Genomic DNA, 16250 nt, shown 5'->3' with positions numbered 1-16250 from the left:
CTTCTTTTTATATTAATATTTAATTATTTTTTAAAAAAGTATACACAAGTGGTATAAAGTATAAACTTCCACATATAATTATATTTTTTGAATTATTTTTTAAAAAAATTTTTCAATCTTTTATTTTATTTTTGTAATTTATATGTTTAATAGATCAAGATTTAAGATAGTCAAATTCACAAATATAAACCTCTTTAAAGTTCTTATCTAATAGTTCTAAAGATTTTAGATATTCTTTTGTAGTAATACTTGCATATAAAACTATAAATTCTTTATTTAATGATTTAACTGATTGGATTAATTTTTTTATTCCATCAACATTATGAGCTCCATCAATAATAATTTGATTTGGAAAAGTTTGTAATGTTGTAAATCTACCTAAAGGCGGTTCAAGTTCAAAAATATCTAGATCAAAAATATCTAGTTCTTCTAATACTTTTTTAACTAATCCTTTATTTGCTTTTTGATAAATAATTTTATCTTCATATAAATCTGTATAAATTAGTTCAACATTTTTATTAATTATTTGCTTATCAATTATCTTTTTATATTTTAAATTATCATGACTTATAAATAGTTTAGTATTTGGTTTTGCAATATTAATTTTATTATAAATAATTTGATCAATACTATTTCCTAAAACATCCATATGATCATATGAAATAGAAGTGCATAAACTAAATAATTGGTTAGTTAAAAAACTAGTAGTATCTCTTATTCCACCAATTCCAGCTTCACAAACAACAATATCAACTTTTTGATCTTTAAAATATAAAATCATAATTAAAGTTCAAATTTCAAAAAAATATAATTGATATTTTTTAATTAAATAATCAATTTTATGTAAATAACTTTTTAAATCATTATCACTAATTGGTATGTTATTAATTTGAATTCTTTCATTTTGATATAAAAAAGCTGGAGAAATAAATAAACCTACTTTTTGATATTTTTTTAATAAACCTTTTGATAAATAAAATGAAGTAGATCCTTTACCATTAGTTCCAACTACATTAATAACTTTTAAAAACTTTTCTGGATGATTTAATTCATCTAAGACTTTATCAAAAACAACTTCTTTATTTAATCTTTGAATGATTGGAAATAATTCTTGATCAACACTAATCATTAATTATATAATCCTTTAAATATTTAGCTGTATAAGAAGTTTGATGATGAATTACTTGTTCTGGAGTTCCAGTTACTATAACTTGACCACCATACTCTCCACCATCAGGACCAAGATCAATAATATGATCTGAAACTTTAATAAAATCTAGATTATGTTCAATACATAAAACTGTATTTCCTAAATCAACTAATTTATTTAAAACACCAATTAATCTTTTAACATCATCAACATGCAAACCAGTTGTTGGTTCATCTAATAAAAACATAGTATTGCCAGTTTGTTTTTTTAATAAGTAAGTAGATAATTTAATTCTTTGAGATTCTCCACCACTTAAAGTTGTAGCATTTTGTCCTAGTTTAATATAACCTAAACCAACTTCTAAAATAGTTTCTAGCTTTTGTTTAATTTGAGGAATATTTTCAAAAAAGACATAAGCTTCACTAACACTCATATTTAAAACATCAGCAATTGATTTGTTTTTATATTTAACTGTTAAAGTTTCATCATTATATCTTTTACCATCACAAATTTCGCAAACCACTTCAACACTTGGCATAAATTGCATAGAAATTGTAATTACTCCATCACCTTGACAATGTTCACATCTACCACCATGAACATTAAATGAAAATCTACCTTTTTTATAACCTCTAATTTTTGCTTCTGGAAGATTAGTAAATAAATCTCTAATATCATCAAAAACTGAAGTATAAGTTGCTGGGTTTGATCTAGGAGTTTTTCCGATTGGTTCTTGAGAAATATAAATAGCTTTATTGATATTTTCTATACCTTTAATTTCTTTAACCTTTCCAATTGGTAAATACTCTTTTGATAAATTATTATGAATTCCCTTATAAACAATATCTTCTAGTAAAGTTGATTTTCCAGATCCACTAACACCTGTAATAGTTATAAATTTATTTAAAGGAATAGTTACATTAATATTTTTTAAATTGTTTTCACTAGCTCCAATAATTTCAATTTTTTTACCATTACCACCACGTCTAGTTTTAGGAACTACTATACCTTCTTTTCTTGATAAATATCTACCAGTAATAGTATCTGATTTTAAAATATCTTGATATGTTCCACTAAAAGTAATTTCTCCACCATACTCTCCAGCTCTAGGGCCAATATCAACAATTCAATCACTACTTTTCATTGTATCTTCATCATGCTCAACAACAATTAAAGTATTTCCTAGATCTCTTAAATGTTTTAAAGTTTTAATTAATTTATCATTATCTTTTTGATGTAATCCAATTGATGGTTCATCTAAAACGTATAAAATTCCAGTTAATTGAGATCCAATTTGTTTAGCTAATCTAATTCTTTGAGATTCTCCACCACTTAAAGTTGTAGCTGTTCTTGATAGATTTAAATACCCTAACCCAACTTCATTTAAAAAGTTAGTTCTTGAAATAATTTCATCTAAAACTAATTTTGCAATCATAGCTTGAGTTGGAGTTAAATCAATGTTTAATAAAAAATCTAATTGTTCAGAAATACTCATATTAGTATAGTCAAATATAGATTTTTCATTAATTTTTACAGATAAAGCAATATCGTTTAATCTACTTCCTTTACATTGTTTGCATATTTTAGAAGACATAAATTTTGCATATCACTTTCTAGCTTCTTCTGATTTAGATTCAAAATATCTTCTTTTGATTAAAGCAGCATTACCTTCAATAAAATCATATTTTTCATATTTATTATTATTTTCAGTAACAATTTTAATATCAATTTCTCGATCACTTCCTCATAAAATTATATCTCTTTGTTTTTGAGTCAAATCTTTTAAAGGAGTGTTTAGATCAATATAGTAATAATCACACAAAATTCTAAATTTTTGTCATTCTATATTCTTTGTATGCATAAAATTTTTATAATAAACAACTCCACCTTGATTAATTGATAATTTTAAATCAGGAAGAATTAAATTTATATCTGGTTCTAAACTAACACCTAATCCATTACATAATCCACAAGCACCAAGTGGAGCATTAAATGAAAATAATCTAGGCTCAAGTTCTGGAACTACAAAATCACAAACCTTACATGAAAAAGAAGTTGAAAATAATTTTTCTTGTTTATTAGAATTTGGAAATGCAATTTTAATTAAGTTATTTGAATATTTTAATCCCATTTCAACAGCTGTAAATATTCTTGAATTAATTTCATCATCATTATGATAAATAATTCTATCAACAACTATATCTATATTATGTCTTTGATTTTTTTCTAAATTAATTTGATCATCTAGCATTCTTAATTGATCATCAACAATAACTCTAATAAACCCATCATTTCTTAGTTTTTCTAAAATATCAATATGAGTTCCTTTTTTATCTCTAATTACTGGAGATAAAATATGAATTTGTTCACCATCACTAGTTGATTGTTTAATATTTTCAACAATTTCTTTAATACTTACTGCTTTAATTTGACCATGATTATTAATACAATAAGGTTGACCAATTCTTGCATATAATAAACGTAAATAATCATAAATTTCAGTAACAGTCCCAACAGTTGATCTAGGATTGTGACTTGTGGTTTTTTGATCAATAGAAATTGCAGGAGATAAACCTTCAATAGAATCAACATCAGGTTTTTCATTACCACCTAAAAATTGTCTAGCATAAGCAGAAAGTGATTCAATATATCTTCTTCTTCCTTCTTGATAAATTGTTGAAAAAGCTAATGAAGATTTTCCAGAACCACTTAAACCTGTAAAAACAATTAATTTATTTTTAGGAAGTTCTAAATCAATATTTTTTAAATTATGCTCTCTAGCACCTTTTATAATAATTTTATCTGTTGACATGTTTTCTCCTAATTTGTATTTTTTTCATTTTCTAATTCAATAATTGTATCTCTTAAAATTGCCGCTCTTTCAAAATCAAGCTCTTTTGCTGCTTGTAACATTTCTTGGCGCAAATTATCAATAGTTTGTTGGATAGTTTGAAGTTTTTGTTTTTTATCTTTAATTTTTTTAGCTTTAGCTAATGCTTTTTTAGTTTGTTCACTTAAAATAGATTCACTAATAGCTTTTGAAATAGTTTTTGGAACAATATTGTGTTTTTTATTAAATTCTTCTTGGATTTTTCTTCTTCTATTAGTTTCTTTAATTGCTTCATCCATTGCCTGACTAATAGTATCAGCATACATAATAGCTTTACCATTAACATTTCTAGCAACACGACCAATAGTTTGAATTAAAGAACGGTAATTTCTTAAAAAACCTTGTTTATCTGCATCTAAAATACATACTAAACTCACTTCAGGTAGATCTAATCCTTCTCTTAATAAGTTAACTCCAACAACAACATCATAAACCCCTTTTCTTAGATCATTTAAAATTTCACTACGTTCTAGAGTTTTTAATTCTGAGTGTAAATAAGCAACTTTAATGTTTTTTTCTTGTAAAAAAGCAGTTAAATCTTCACTCATTCTAATAGTTAAAGTAGTAATAAATACACGCTCATTTTGTAATTTTCTTAAATGAATTTCATTAATAATATCATCAATTTGATTGGTTGTTTTTCTTATTTCAATTTGTGGATCTAATAATCCAGTTGGACGAATAATTTGTTGAACTACTTGATGATTAACTAAATCTAGTTCATAATCTCCAGGTGTTGCTGAAGTATAAATTACTTGTTTAATTAAACTATTAAATTCATCAAAATTTAAAGGTCTGTTATCTAGAGCTGATGGTAGTCTAAAACCATATTCAACTAGAGTTAGTTTTCTTGATCTATCAGTATTATACATTCCTCTAATTTGAGGAAGTGTGATATGAGATTCATCAACTATAGTTATAAAATCATTATTAAAATAATCTAATAAAACATATGGTCTTTGACCCTTAGATCTAAAATCTAAATGCGAAGAATAATTTTCAATTCCACTACAAAAGCCAAATTCTTCAAGTGACTCAAGATCATATTTAGTTCTTTGTTCTAGTCTTTGAGCTTCTAAAAGTTTGTTTTCTGATTGTAATTCAGCTAATCTTTGAACTAATTCATTTCTAATATTATTACAAATTGTTTTTAATTTATCTTGTGGAGTTATATATGATTGAGCAGGATGAATAGTAACAGTTGTAATATTGTCTAAAATAGAATTTGTAATTGTATTTAAAGTATTAATACTTTCTATTTCATCATCAAATAATGAAATTCTAAACATAATATTATTTACTCAACCAGGAACAATTTTAACAACATCACCTTTTGCTGAAAAGCTTCCTAATTGATTTTCAATATCATTTCTAGTATATCCAGATCTTACTAGTCAAGTTAATAATTCATTTCTTTTAATTTTTTGACCAACTTTTAATTCAATAAAAGCTGAAGAATACTCTAAAGGATTTTGTAAAGCAAATAAAGCAGCAACACTAGCTACTACTATAGTATCATTTCTTGTTAATAAAGCATTACAAGCACTTAAACGCATCATATCTAATTCCATATTTTGTCTAGAATCTTTATCAATATATAAATCTTTTGAAGGAATATAAGCTTCTGGTTGGAAAAAATCAAAGTTTGAAACAAAATATTCAACTCTATTTTCTGGAAACATTTCTTTTAATTCATAATAAAGCTGCATTGCTAAAGTTTTATTATGTGCAATTACTAAAGCTTGTTTATTATGTTTTGCAATAATATTTGCTATTGTAAAAGTTTTTCCAGTACCTGTTGCTCCTAATAACACTTGGTGTTTTTTGTTTTCTATAATTGCTTTATTTAATTTTTCTATAGCTTGATTTTGATCACCTGAAGGTTTATATTTAGTTACTAGTTTGTACTTATTATTTGCTATAAACATTACTTTCTCCCATAACAAAAACCCAGAATTTTCTTCTGGTTTTTAATATCATCTACTTTTTTATTTTATCACTATACTTACTTTTTATTTTAGCTATATCATTTTGATTAAATATTAAACTTATATTTTTAAAAGATTATAAAAATAAGAGTATCTTAACTAAATTAAGAATTAAAAAATTTTATTAAACTAAACAATTAATATTAAGTAAAATTAATGTTTTTAATAGTTTAAAATATAACTATAGATAGAAGTGATTTTAATGTACTTTTTTTATTCTGAAGATATATTTTTATTAAATAATCAAATTAAAAAAACTATTAAAGAGTTACAACAAAAAGATCAATATGATGTTTTAAGTTTTTCTTTAATTGAAGATGATTTTAATACTATTTATGATAATGTTACTAATTTAAATTTTTTTAGTTCTAAATCAATTATTGTAATTAGTGATGCTTATTTTGTAACTGAAATAAAAACTAATTTTAATAAAAACTATAGTTTAAATAAGTTAGAAATAATGTTAAAAAACTTTAATCCTAATAACATAATCATTTTTGTTTTGAATTCTAATAAATTTTCTAAAAAACTAAAAATAGCAAAGTACATTGAATCTAGTTTTAATGTTAAATACTTATCATTATGAGATGAAAAACAAACTATTAAATATATAATCAACTATTTAAAGTCTAAAAATAAAATTATTGATATAAATTTAGCTAGTCAAATATATAATTTATTACCAAATGATCTACAAATAATTACTAATGAAATTAATAAATTAGCTAATTTAAAATCTGAACTTAATATAGATATTATTAAGACTAATTTAAATAAGTATCATAATGAAGATATTTTCAAATTAGTTGATGCTTTTATTAATAATAATATTGATAAATTTATTAAATTTTATCATGATTATATTTTATTAAATGATGATATTATTGGTCTTATAAGTTTAATTGATATTAATTTAAGTTTTTATAGAGATGTAGTTATTTTAAAAAAACAATTTAAAAGTGAAGAGCAAATTTCAACTATTTTAAAATCTCATATTTATAGAGTAAAATTAGCTGTTAATAATTCTTATGATATTAACACATTAAATGATAAAATTAAGATAGTTTATAAAATTTATAAAGGAATTATTAATTGAAATATTAATAAAAAAACACTTGTTGAATATATGCTTATAAAAAACATGAAAGGATAAAAATGAAAGAATTGTATTTAAAATTGCTTAATTTAAGTTTAAATATTTTAAAAACAAATAAACTTAAATATTTTATTTTAAAAAATGAAGAGTTTAAGTTAAAGTATTTAAATTTAATTAATGATATTTTAACTTTAGAAACTAATCATAATCAAAGCTTAGATGATAAAGTATTTGCTAAAACTTTTGCAAAGGCTTTTATTTTAATTACAAAACCAACTACTAAACAACGTTTTGAAGTAAATGATGAGATTACTATAGAACAAATTGAAAATAATTATAAACAATTAGTTTCATATATAGTTAAAGAATTTAAAGTTGTTAAAAGTAAATTAGTTAGTGAAAATGAACAAATTAGTGAAGAAATCATTAATCAAAATGCTATTTTAACTGATCAAGTAATTAGTAGAATTGAAGCAAGATTATCAAAACAAGAACAATCAAAAGAACAAAAAATTAGTGAGAATTCTTCAAAAACAACAACTGTTGTAACTGAAACACAAACTCAACAACAAGTTGAAAACAAACAAGCTCAAACTAGTCAACAAACTGATTTTTTAAATTCTTTTAATTCTAATATGTTTTCTAATTTAAATAATGCAGACTTACCAGTTTTACCAAGTCAAGATCCAAGATTTTATCCTTATAAAGGTAAACCTAAATTTATGCCTTATTTAAAAATTGCTTTATGTGTTTTAGCAGTAATTTCAACAATTTTATTAGTTTCAAGTTTATTATTTTTATCATATACAACAATTGATATTAGTAGTAGTAATTATGCAAATATAATAGAGTCAAATAAAAATTGATCTGATCTTATAAAAGTTGGTGACAAAGAACTTTTAAAAGCTTGACCAATAGGTATTTCTCAAATAGTTTTAATGTTTAAAAGAGCGTTTGGACTACCTATTTTAATTTATATGATTCCAACTATTTTAATTTGTAATTATACTAAAAAAACTTTTTCTAGTCCTAGAGAAAAATATCGTATTCCTTTATTTCCTGTTATTTTCTTTATTATGTTTTTTATTGGTCTAACAGTTAATTTATATGAATTTACTTCACTTGAAAAATTTAAAGAAGCTTGAAAATTATTTTTAAGCGGAATGACAAGTAAAGTTGATATTGATATTAATAAATTTTTTGAATTAGTTTTAAAAGATCATGCCTTAAAATTTCAATTAGGAAGTGCTTTAGTTATTAGCTCATTAATTGTTACTATTTTAACTTTGCTTTTAGCTATTGTTTTAATTTTTGTTAACCCTAAAATAGATAGACAAAAAATTGTAAAAGCTACACTAGAACATCAAAAAGCAGTAATGGCTATTATGCAAGGTCAAAAATATGAAATTGATCCTAGCTTATATGAAGAAGATGAAATTGAAATTAAACATCCTTCAAAATTAAAATCATTCTTTTTAAAACTTAAAAACAAAAAGAAAAAAGAAGATAGTGAAGATACAAATAATTAATAAAAAATCCTAACTCAACATTAGCTAATAAGTTAAATAAGAGTTAGAATTTTTATTTATCTTTAATAGAAACTATAAATAATTTAAAGAATTATTTTTTGTTTTTAGTTGCTAGTTGTCCAACTTTAGGTCAGTATTCCTTATTTGTTCATTTTTTTTCCTTGTTATGATAAGCAGAATACACTTTCACGTTTTTAACGTCTCATTTTGAAATATCTTGGTTAAATTTTTCAGCTTCTAAAAATAGTGCTTCTATGTTATTTAAGCTTGAAGTTTTTCAATTTGAAATGTCTTGATTAAACTCTTTAGTTCGCATAAACATATTTCCCATATCTTCAACTTTTGAAACATCTCATTTATTTAAAGGAGATATTAAAAAGCAGTTAGCTAGCAAATTAAAAGTTAATGAATCTGATTTACAAGAATTAAAAGCTGATTCGACAAATGGAATTGGTGCTGGTTCAGTAAGATCTAAAACCTTTGTTGGAACTCTAGAATTTAAATTTGAAATAGAAGAAAATAAATAGAAATATATTAAAGTCTCTAGTGATTATGTTTTTATAAATCCTAGAGATTTTTTATTAGCAGTCCCTATCATATATATTTACTTAATAGTAATTTATTATAATGCTTTAAGCAGGCCTCAACTAGAATACACTTGACATTATATATATATATATATAATGTGTCTTATAAAAAGATAAACAACCAATTGTAAAGGACATTATATGAAAAAATTATTAACATTACTAGGTTCAATATCAGTAGTTGCTAGTGGGGGAGCTGTTGCGGTTGCATGTGGTAACGCACCAACTAATGATAAAATAGATAGAGCAGAAGGTGAACAGGCTGATCAAGCTCAAAAAGATGGAAAAGCACCTAACTCAGGTGGACAAGCCGATCAAGCTCAAGGAGATAAAGCAAAAGATAACACAAAAGATGAAGAATCAAGTAAACCTGGTGGTTCAAATGGAGAACAAAACGGTAAACAATTAAGCAAGACTGCATCTTATAATTTAACTCAAGAACAGATTCTAGATAATTTAAATAAAAGAGAAAGAGAAATAAAACTGAGAAATTACAAATGAGAATGAAGATGAGACAATTCAAAAAAGAAAATGGTTTTATTTCTATTAAAATAGGACAAAATATTTGGACAAATAATTATGTTTGTTCAAATATTTTTTTATGTAGAAGGGTTATTTTATTATGGCTAGACAACTAAAAGTTAATGAATGAATAGAATTAATAAATTTATATTATACTTTTCTAAATGATTTAATTTCAAAAAGTACTTTTATTTGAAAAATGAAGAAGTTAAAAAATGTTGATTATATTTCTTGTCATATGATCAGACTACTCAGAAAAAAGCACAGACTATATAATTTAGGTATGAAATTAGAAGAATCAAAAACAGGTACAGCACCTAAAAAAGGTAAGGGTTCAGGTAGATCTAAAAAGAGTCAAGATATATGAAGAAAGCTCAAATGACACTTTAAAACATTTTAAAAAAGAAGTTTTAGAGATGATTATTTCTTATCTATTTAATGAAAAATTGTCAAAACAAAATAAGCAAAATTATTGGATCTAATTGTAAATAAAGTCCAATATAATTCATCTAAGAAATTGTCTTTAAAGGAATTATTGAAAATTCTACAAATTCCTAAATCTACTTTTTATTATCAATTTAAAAAAAACATAATCAAAAAGATGTACAAAAACAACATAAATATGAAGAAATAATTAAGAAAAGGTAGATATGGAAGAGAAAGACTATCCTTTTACATCTCAAAAAACGAGGAAATCACGATAAATCCTAGAACTTTAGGCAGAATTATGAATAAATTAGGGTTATTTTGTCATGTCCGAATTAAGAGCAAAGAGTACAAGAGTACAAGAATACAAAAGCAAAATATAATAACATTGCTATCAGAGACTATAACGGAATTAATAATGATATTTATGCAGCAGATATAACATATATTCCAGCCCTAATTGATGTGCCTGATAACCATATTTTTATGTCAGCTATTATTCATCATAAAACCAAGAAAATTGTAAGTTACAATATTTCAAAATATAATGATACTAATCTTGTAATGACACATCTAAAGAAAACAGAGTTTCCAAATAATTTCATTATTCACTCAGATCATAGAATTTTATACTCATCAAAAGAATACACACAGTTCATTCAATCAAAAAATGGAACTATATCAATGTCAAGAATTGATGATTCTTTAGATAATAGAGAAATTGAATACTTCTTGACACTGCCATAGGTTTTTGAGAAAAAATTAATATACTTTGTAAAAGACAAATAATCTAATATTATTTAACATAAAAATTAATAAAGAAGGATTTTTAAAAGAATTTAAATGAAAAAAACCTCAGCAATTGTGAGGTTCTTATATAGAAAACAAACTTGAATATCGAGTCCAATAATTTTGTCCAAGTTTAAATAAAAATTTTTAATATTAAATTTAAAACCCCCATTTATACTAGCTAAACTAGGACAAAATATTCAAACAAGCACAATTATTTTTCTAAATATTTTGTTCTAGTTTAAATTCTATAAAACAATACTTTTATGTTTTTAAATCCTTAAAAGTAAAAAGTTAGAAAATATCTTATTTTTCAAAAAAAAGAATTATTCTTTATTTATAATACTTATATTCATTTGTTTTCTTGAAATTTTCCAATTTTTCTTTTCTTTTTTCTCGTAATTCTTTATTTTTCTTTTCTTCTTTTATTAAATTATCTCGAATTTCTTCTTGAGTTAAATTATGAGATGTAGTCTTGCTTAATTGTTTACCGTTTTGTTCTCCATTTGAACCACCAAGTTTACTTGATTCTTCATCTTTTATGTTAGCTTTTGCTTTATCTCCTTGAGCTTGATCGGCTTGTCCACCTGAGTTAGGTGCTTTTCCATCTTTTTGAGCTTGATCAGCCTGTTCACCTTCTGCTCTATCTATTTTATCATTAGTTGACGCGTTACCACATGCAACCGCAACAGCTCCCCCACTAGCAACTACTGATATTGAACCTAGTAATGTTAATAATTTTTTCATATAATGTCCTTTACAATTGGTTGTTTATCTTTTGATAAGACAGATTATATATATATATATATATATAGTGTCAAATAAAATGCAGTAAAATTAAAAAACAAATCTTAGTATTAAGTGAATATGAGTAGTATAAGTTGTAATAAATACACCTTTATAATAATAAAAACTATTAATATATAGTTTTTTTTAATATAATTAAATAAGTATTATTTATGGCAACATGGCCAAGCGGCTAAGGCGTGGGTCTGCAACACCCTGATCATCGGTTCGAATCCGATTGTTGCCTCCATTTGAAAAAATAAAAATAGTCGATAGACTATTTTTTTATTTTATTAAGTTATTAAAATGTATAAATATTAAAATTGCCTTTATCTTTTATATTTGAAAATTAAACTACAAGAAATTATTTTAAAATTATTTAATAAGAATATAGTTAGGAGGTAGTTAATATGATTGATAACAATAAAATATTTGATAATCACATACATTTTAATGATGATTTAAAATACAAAGATGCTAATATAGAACAACTAATTAAAGAAGCACAAAAAGAATATGTTACTGCTTGGTTATGTTCTAGTTTTGATTTAACTTCTTCAAAAAAAGCTATTGAGTTTTCTGAACAATTTGAAAATGTTTTTGCAAGTATTGCTATTCATCCAAATGAAGTACAAAATTTTAACGATTCAGTATTTGATGAATTAGAACAACTAATTACAAATAAAAAAGTAGTTTGCATTGGTGAAACTGGTTTAGATTATTTTTATTCAAAAGAAGATATTAAAAAACAAAAAGAGTTTTTTAAAAAACATATTGATTTAGCAATTAAATATAATAAAGTTTTACAAATGCATATTAGAGATCAAAAAGATCAATTTCAAGCTTATGATGATGTTATAGAAATTATAAAAGATATAAATCAAGTCACAAAAGTCATACATTGTTTTTCAGCTAATGATGTTTATGCTCAAAAGTTTTTAGATTTAGATTGCTATATTAACATTGGTGGGGCTGTTACTTTTAAAAATGCTAAAGATCTTCAAAAAGCAGTTAAAATTATTCCGCTTGAAAAAATGTTATTAGAAACAGATGCTCCTTACTTAACTCCTGATCCTTACAGAGGACAAGTGAACCATCCTAAATACATTTACTTAACTGCTTTAAAAATAGCTGAATTAAAAAATATCGATGTTAAAGAAGTAATTAGAATTACAACTCAAAATAGTAAAAAAATTTTTAATTTAAATTAATATAGTTTTTAATTAGTATTTGTTAATTTATCATATATAAAATATGTCTAAAATTTTATTTACATACACATTGTTAATAATATTTTCGTAGTACACTCTTTAAATAGATGAAGTGTACTTTTTTATTTAGTTAAATCTTTTTAATTAGTTAGAATGATTAATGATTTAAAAATTTTAATTTTTTACAAATTTTATTGGAATAAAAGCTAAATAATAATATAACGAATTTTTTAAGACTCTAATAATTTATTAGATATTTTAAAAATGTTCTTAAGGAGAAGTTATGAAAAACAACTATAAGTCATTAGTTATTGTAGGAAATCAATGAGGAGATGAAGGTAAAGGAAAGATTACAGATTATTTTAGCCAAAAAGCAGATGCTGTTGTAAGATTTGCTGGTGGAGATAGTGCTGGACATATGATTGAGTTTAATAATAAAAGACATAAAGTAACGATTAAAACTCTAATTATTTTTTTGTTTATCAAATTGATTGATCTTTTCAGCAATTTGTTTAGCACATTGGATTGGATCATCATTATTAGCATCAATAACTCAAAATGGAACAATCTCTTTATATGCTTCATATCATAAATCATATGAACTTGCTAAGTTATATCAAAATTCTTTATTAGTAGAAAATTCAGGAACACGTCCACGCTTAACAACGCGTTCAATTGCTTTTTTAGGACTAACTCTTAAATAAATAGCAATATCAAAGTTTTTGTTATGAAAATCTTTATCAAATAAATTAGGTAATACACAAGTCATAAAATAATCTTTAAAAACTTCATAATCAACATCGTTTAAACGCCCATATGAATGATCTGTTTGAGCAAATACCATAGAATCTAATACACTTCTATCATAAATTACATAATCATTATTTGCATAATTTTTAAAAGACCTCATTCTATCAGCCAACATTCATAAATCTAATTTATAATTTAAGTCTTGAAGATTAGGACTGTTATCATTATATGCTTGTTCATAATAAGGACATTCTAAACTTGTTTCTGCAACATAAACATAAGATTCATTTAATAGCTTTTTTAGATTTTTAAGTAATGTAGTTTTTCCGGCTCCAGTTGTACCAAAAATGGTTATCCTCATAATGCCTCCAGTATTGTAAATTACTAAAATTTTAACAAATAGAATTTTATATTTTAATATTTTGAATTAAGAATAATTATTTTGAATAATTCTAATATTAGAGAAAAATTTTAAAATATTTGATAAAAAAATTTCAATGATTTTTTATTTTTTAGTGTTTTAAATTAAAGAAGTTAATTAAAAATTAAACTTCTTAATAAATAAACTGAAATTTTAGTTAAAAAACGAAAAATTATATATTTTTATTTTCATTTATTTATAATTTTTATAAATAAGATAAATAAATTAATTATTTAGCTTTTTTAATTTAAATAAATTGGAAGGATTTTTATGAACAACACACTATTAAGATATGCTTTTTTTGCATTCAATATTACTTTTAAAAAGAAAAGTTCTATTTTTATGCCAGGAGTTATAACTGTAATTTCATTTATTATAGGTTTAGTTTTTAAATTTGTTGTTAGTGATAAATATTTAGAATTATCAGGTTTTTTATATACAATCGCTCTAATTTTAACAACTGTTGTATTTAGTTCTATTAAATCTTTAAATATTTTTAAAGATTTAGAAAACGAAGGAATTGAGATTATTACTTTATCAAAACCTATTTCAAGAAAAAATATTGTTTTAGGAAAACTAGCTAGTTTAACTTTCTTTGGATTATTATGATCTTTTGTGTTATTTATTTGCGGATTAATTTCTTTATATGCAATTCACTCATTTAAAGATTTGATCTTATATTCACTATTATTAATGTTTGTTTCATTAGTAACTTATTTAATGGTTGGATTATTAGTTGCTTTATTATCTAATAAATTAAATCAAAAAATATCAATGACAGTTCCATTAATTCTTTTTGTACCTTTAATATTAACTGGATCTATAATTTCAGCTAATGTATCAAGTAATGTTAATATTGCTAGTTCTTATATTAATAGAAAATTCCCATACCATCATTCTGGAAATGAATTAAATGTTGAGCCATTTTATTTAAATAATAATAAAGATGAACTATTATTAATTTCTAATGGACCAGAATATAAAGGTTTTGGTGATGAACAAGAAGAATATTTAACATCAGTCGTCAAATATTCTAATAATTCATCAAGTAGCTGACAAATTTATTCATTAATTTCAGTGCCATATCAATTAGTTAATATTTTTAATATTAGAAATAAGAATATTTTTAGTCCTATTAACAATAATGCATCTAACTTGTCAGATTATGTTTATTACAACAACCTAGATGATATCTCATATAAATATAAACTAGAAAAAAAAGCAAAACAAAAAAAATATTTAGTTATTGATGAAAATAAAGAAAAACAAAAATATATTGTTCCAGGATTACTAAAAGCTAACTCAGTAATTAAGACAGATAGTGTTAATAGAGATATTATTTATGCTCGTGAGGGTGCAGATACTAATAAAACAGACTTTCCAGAAGATGAACAACAATTTTCAAATGATAATAGTTTAGCTGGAAGAATAAAATGAGAATTTGTTCATCAAGCATTAAAGGATAAAAAATTTAATGAAATTGCTAAAAAATTTGTTAACAATTCAATTAATAAAAACTTAAAAAATGATTTAATTGAAAATCATCATAAAATAATTGAAAGTATTTCAAAATATGTAAACAATAAACAAAGTGATATTAATACATACAACAATCATAATGTAACTATTTTTAATCCAAGAGCAATTAAAGAACAAATTTTACAAACTGAAATTGAAAGAAAAATTTATCTTGTTGTTAGTTTATTAAATTATATTTACTTTAATTACCAAGATACAGTTTTATTTGATTCACTTATTAAAAATCCTGAAAATAAAGGATTTGGTAATTTCCAAGTAAATATAAAAATAAATGAATTTAATTACAAAATAGGTGGATATGAAAAGTATGAACCAACTATATTTGTTAAAGATAGAAATTCAATTAATAGTGTTACAAACAAAAAAGAATACAATGTTAAAAAAAGATTTAAACTAAGAAAAAGTAAAGATAACTTTTTATTTCAATCTAATGATGAGTTATTCTCAATAGTTAGATCAAAAAGGGTTGTAAATAATAACATTTTAGTTTTTGTATGAATATTAATAATTATTGGTTTGTTTGGAATAGTATTTAAGATTTATCTAAGAAAGGAATATAAATAAGT

The 16250-nt window shown here is 23.3% G+C and carries 14 protein-coding genes, 1 tRNA gene and 1 pseudogene; 10 read left to right on the top strand and 6 right to left on the bottom strand.

What is annotated here, in order from left to right; all coding sequences use genetic code 4:
- Positions 1–19: 19 nt before the first annotated feature.
- Genes MSB_RS03955 through uvrB form a run of 3 tightly spaced genes read right to left on the bottom strand, consistent with a single transcriptional unit; the run spans position 20 to position 5968 of the window.
- Complete coding sequence (locus MSB_RS03955; RefSeq protein ID WP_013448047.1) at positions 20–1129, bottom strand: Mur ligase family protein; 1110 nt, start codon at positions 1127–1129, stop codon at positions 20–22.
- Positions 1122–3962 carry an excinuclease ABC subunit UvrA gene (gene uvrA, locus MSB_RS03950; RefSeq protein WP_013448046.1) on the bottom strand — a complete coding sequence of 947 codons (2841 nt, stop codon included), beginning with the start codon at positions 3960–3962 and terminating at the stop codon, positions 1122–1124. Before uvrA ends, MSB_RS03955 begins: the two co-directional genes overlap by 8 nt.
- Before the next feature lie 8 nt (positions 3963–3970).
- Positions 3971–5968 (bottom strand): excinuclease ABC subunit UvrB, encoded by a 1998-nt coding sequence (gene uvrB, locus MSB_RS03945; RefSeq protein ID WP_013448045.1) that lies wholly within the window; start codon positions 5966–5968, stop codon positions 3971–3973.
- Positions 5969–6230: 262 nt separating this feature from the next.
- Here uvrB and holA point away from each other — a divergent pair, with 262 nt between their 5' ends.
- Together holA and MSB_RS03935 are read left to right on the top strand one after the other, a co-directional pair.
- Positions 6231–7181: a DNA polymerase III subunit delta gene (gene holA / locus MSB_RS03940; RefSeq protein WP_013448044.1), complete on the top strand. Its 951-nt coding sequence runs from the start codon at positions 6231–6233 to the stop codon at positions 7179–7181.
- A 2-nt stretch (positions 7182–7183) separates the two neighbouring features.
- Positions 7184–8653, top strand: a complete 1470-nt coding sequence (locus MSB_RS03935) for a hypothetical protein (protein WP_013448043.1) — start codon at positions 7184–7186, stop codon at positions 8651–8653.
- A 91-nt stretch (positions 8654–8744) separates the two neighbouring features.
- On the opposite strand, the gene MSB_RS05095 is transcribed toward MSB_RS03935, so the two are convergent.
- Positions 8745–8969, bottom strand: a complete 225-nt coding sequence (locus MSB_RS05095; protein ID WP_231833541.1) for a DUF285 domain-containing protein — start codon at positions 8967–8969, stop codon at positions 8745–8747.
- Here MSB_RS05095 and MSB_RS05290 point away from each other — a divergent pair.
- The 4 genes from MSB_RS05290 (at position 8908) to MSB_RS04815 (ending at position 10935) form a co-directional block, all read left to right on the top strand.
- Positions 8908–9180 carry a hypothetical protein gene (locus MSB_RS05290; protein ID WP_041362274.1) on the top strand — a complete coding sequence of 91 codons (273 nt, stop codon included), beginning with the start codon at positions 8908–8910 and terminating at the stop codon, positions 9178–9180. The genes MSB_RS05095 and MSB_RS05290 overlap by 62 nt on opposite strands.
- A 201-nt stretch (positions 9181–9381) precedes the next feature.
- Complete coding sequence (locus tag MSB_RS03925) at positions 9382–9795, top strand: lipoprotein (protein WP_013448041.1); 414 nt, start codon at positions 9382–9384, stop codon at positions 9793–9795.
- Between the two features lie 67 nt (positions 9796–9862).
- Positions 9863–10162, top strand: coding sequence for a hypothetical protein (locus tag MSB_RS04820; protein ID WP_049765571.1), 300 nt, complete (start codon positions 9863–9865; stop codon positions 10160–10162).
- A gap of 512 nt (positions 10163–10674) precedes the next feature.
- Positions 10675–10935: a hypothetical protein gene (locus MSB_RS04815; RefSeq protein WP_129619799.1), complete on the top strand. Its 261-nt coding sequence runs from the start codon at positions 10675–10677 to the stop codon at positions 10933–10935.
- A 375-nt stretch (positions 10936–11310) separates the two neighbouring features.
- Here MSB_RS04815 and MSB_RS03915 read toward each other — a convergent pair whose 3' ends face one another.
- Positions 11311–11724, bottom strand: coding sequence for a lipoprotein (locus tag MSB_RS03915; RefSeq protein ID WP_013448039.1), 414 nt, complete (start codon positions 11722–11724; stop codon positions 11311–11313).
- A 214-nt stretch (positions 11725–11938) separates the two neighbouring features.
- Between MSB_RS03915 and MSB_RS03910 the strand changes: the two genes are divergently transcribed.
- The 3 genes and pseudogenes from MSB_RS03910 to MSB_RS04630 form a co-directional block, all read left to right on the top strand.
- Positions 11939–12013: transfer RNA gene (locus tag MSB_RS03910), tRNA-Cys, on the top strand.
- A 160-nt stretch (positions 12014–12173) separates the two neighbouring features.
- Positions 12174–12974 carry a TatD family hydrolase gene (locus tag MSB_RS03905; protein WP_013448038.1) on the top strand — a complete coding sequence of 267 codons (801 nt, stop codon included), beginning with the start codon at positions 12174–12176 and terminating at the stop codon, positions 12972–12974.
- Positions 12975–13257: 283 nt separating this feature from the next.
- Positions 13258–13431 (top strand): annotated as a pseudogene (locus tag MSB_RS04630) (adenylosuccinate synthetase); the annotation flags it as partial.
- 6 nt (positions 13432–13437) lie between these two features.
- On the opposite strand, the gene MSB_RS03900 reads toward MSB_RS04630, so the two are convergent.
- On the bottom strand, positions 13438–14085 hold the full coding sequence (locus MSB_RS03900) for a deoxynucleoside kinase (protein WP_013448037.1): 648 nt from the start codon (positions 14083–14085) through the stop codon (positions 13438–13440).
- Between the two features lie 330 nt (positions 14086–14415).
- Between MSB_RS03900 and MSB_RS03895 the strand changes: the two genes are divergently transcribed.
- Entirely contained in the window at positions 14416–16248 is a 1833-nt protein-coding gene (locus MSB_RS03895) for an ABC transporter permease (RefSeq protein WP_013448036.1), read from the top strand.
- Positions 16249–16250: the final 2 nt, after the last annotated feature.

The organism is Mycoplasma leachii PG50 (genome assembly GCF_000183365.1).
Taxonomy (GTDB): Bacteria; Bacillota_I; Bacilli_A; order Mycoplasmatales; family Mycoplasmataceae; genus Mycoplasma; species Mycoplasma leachii.
This window is presented reverse-complemented; position numbering and strand designations above follow the sequence as displayed.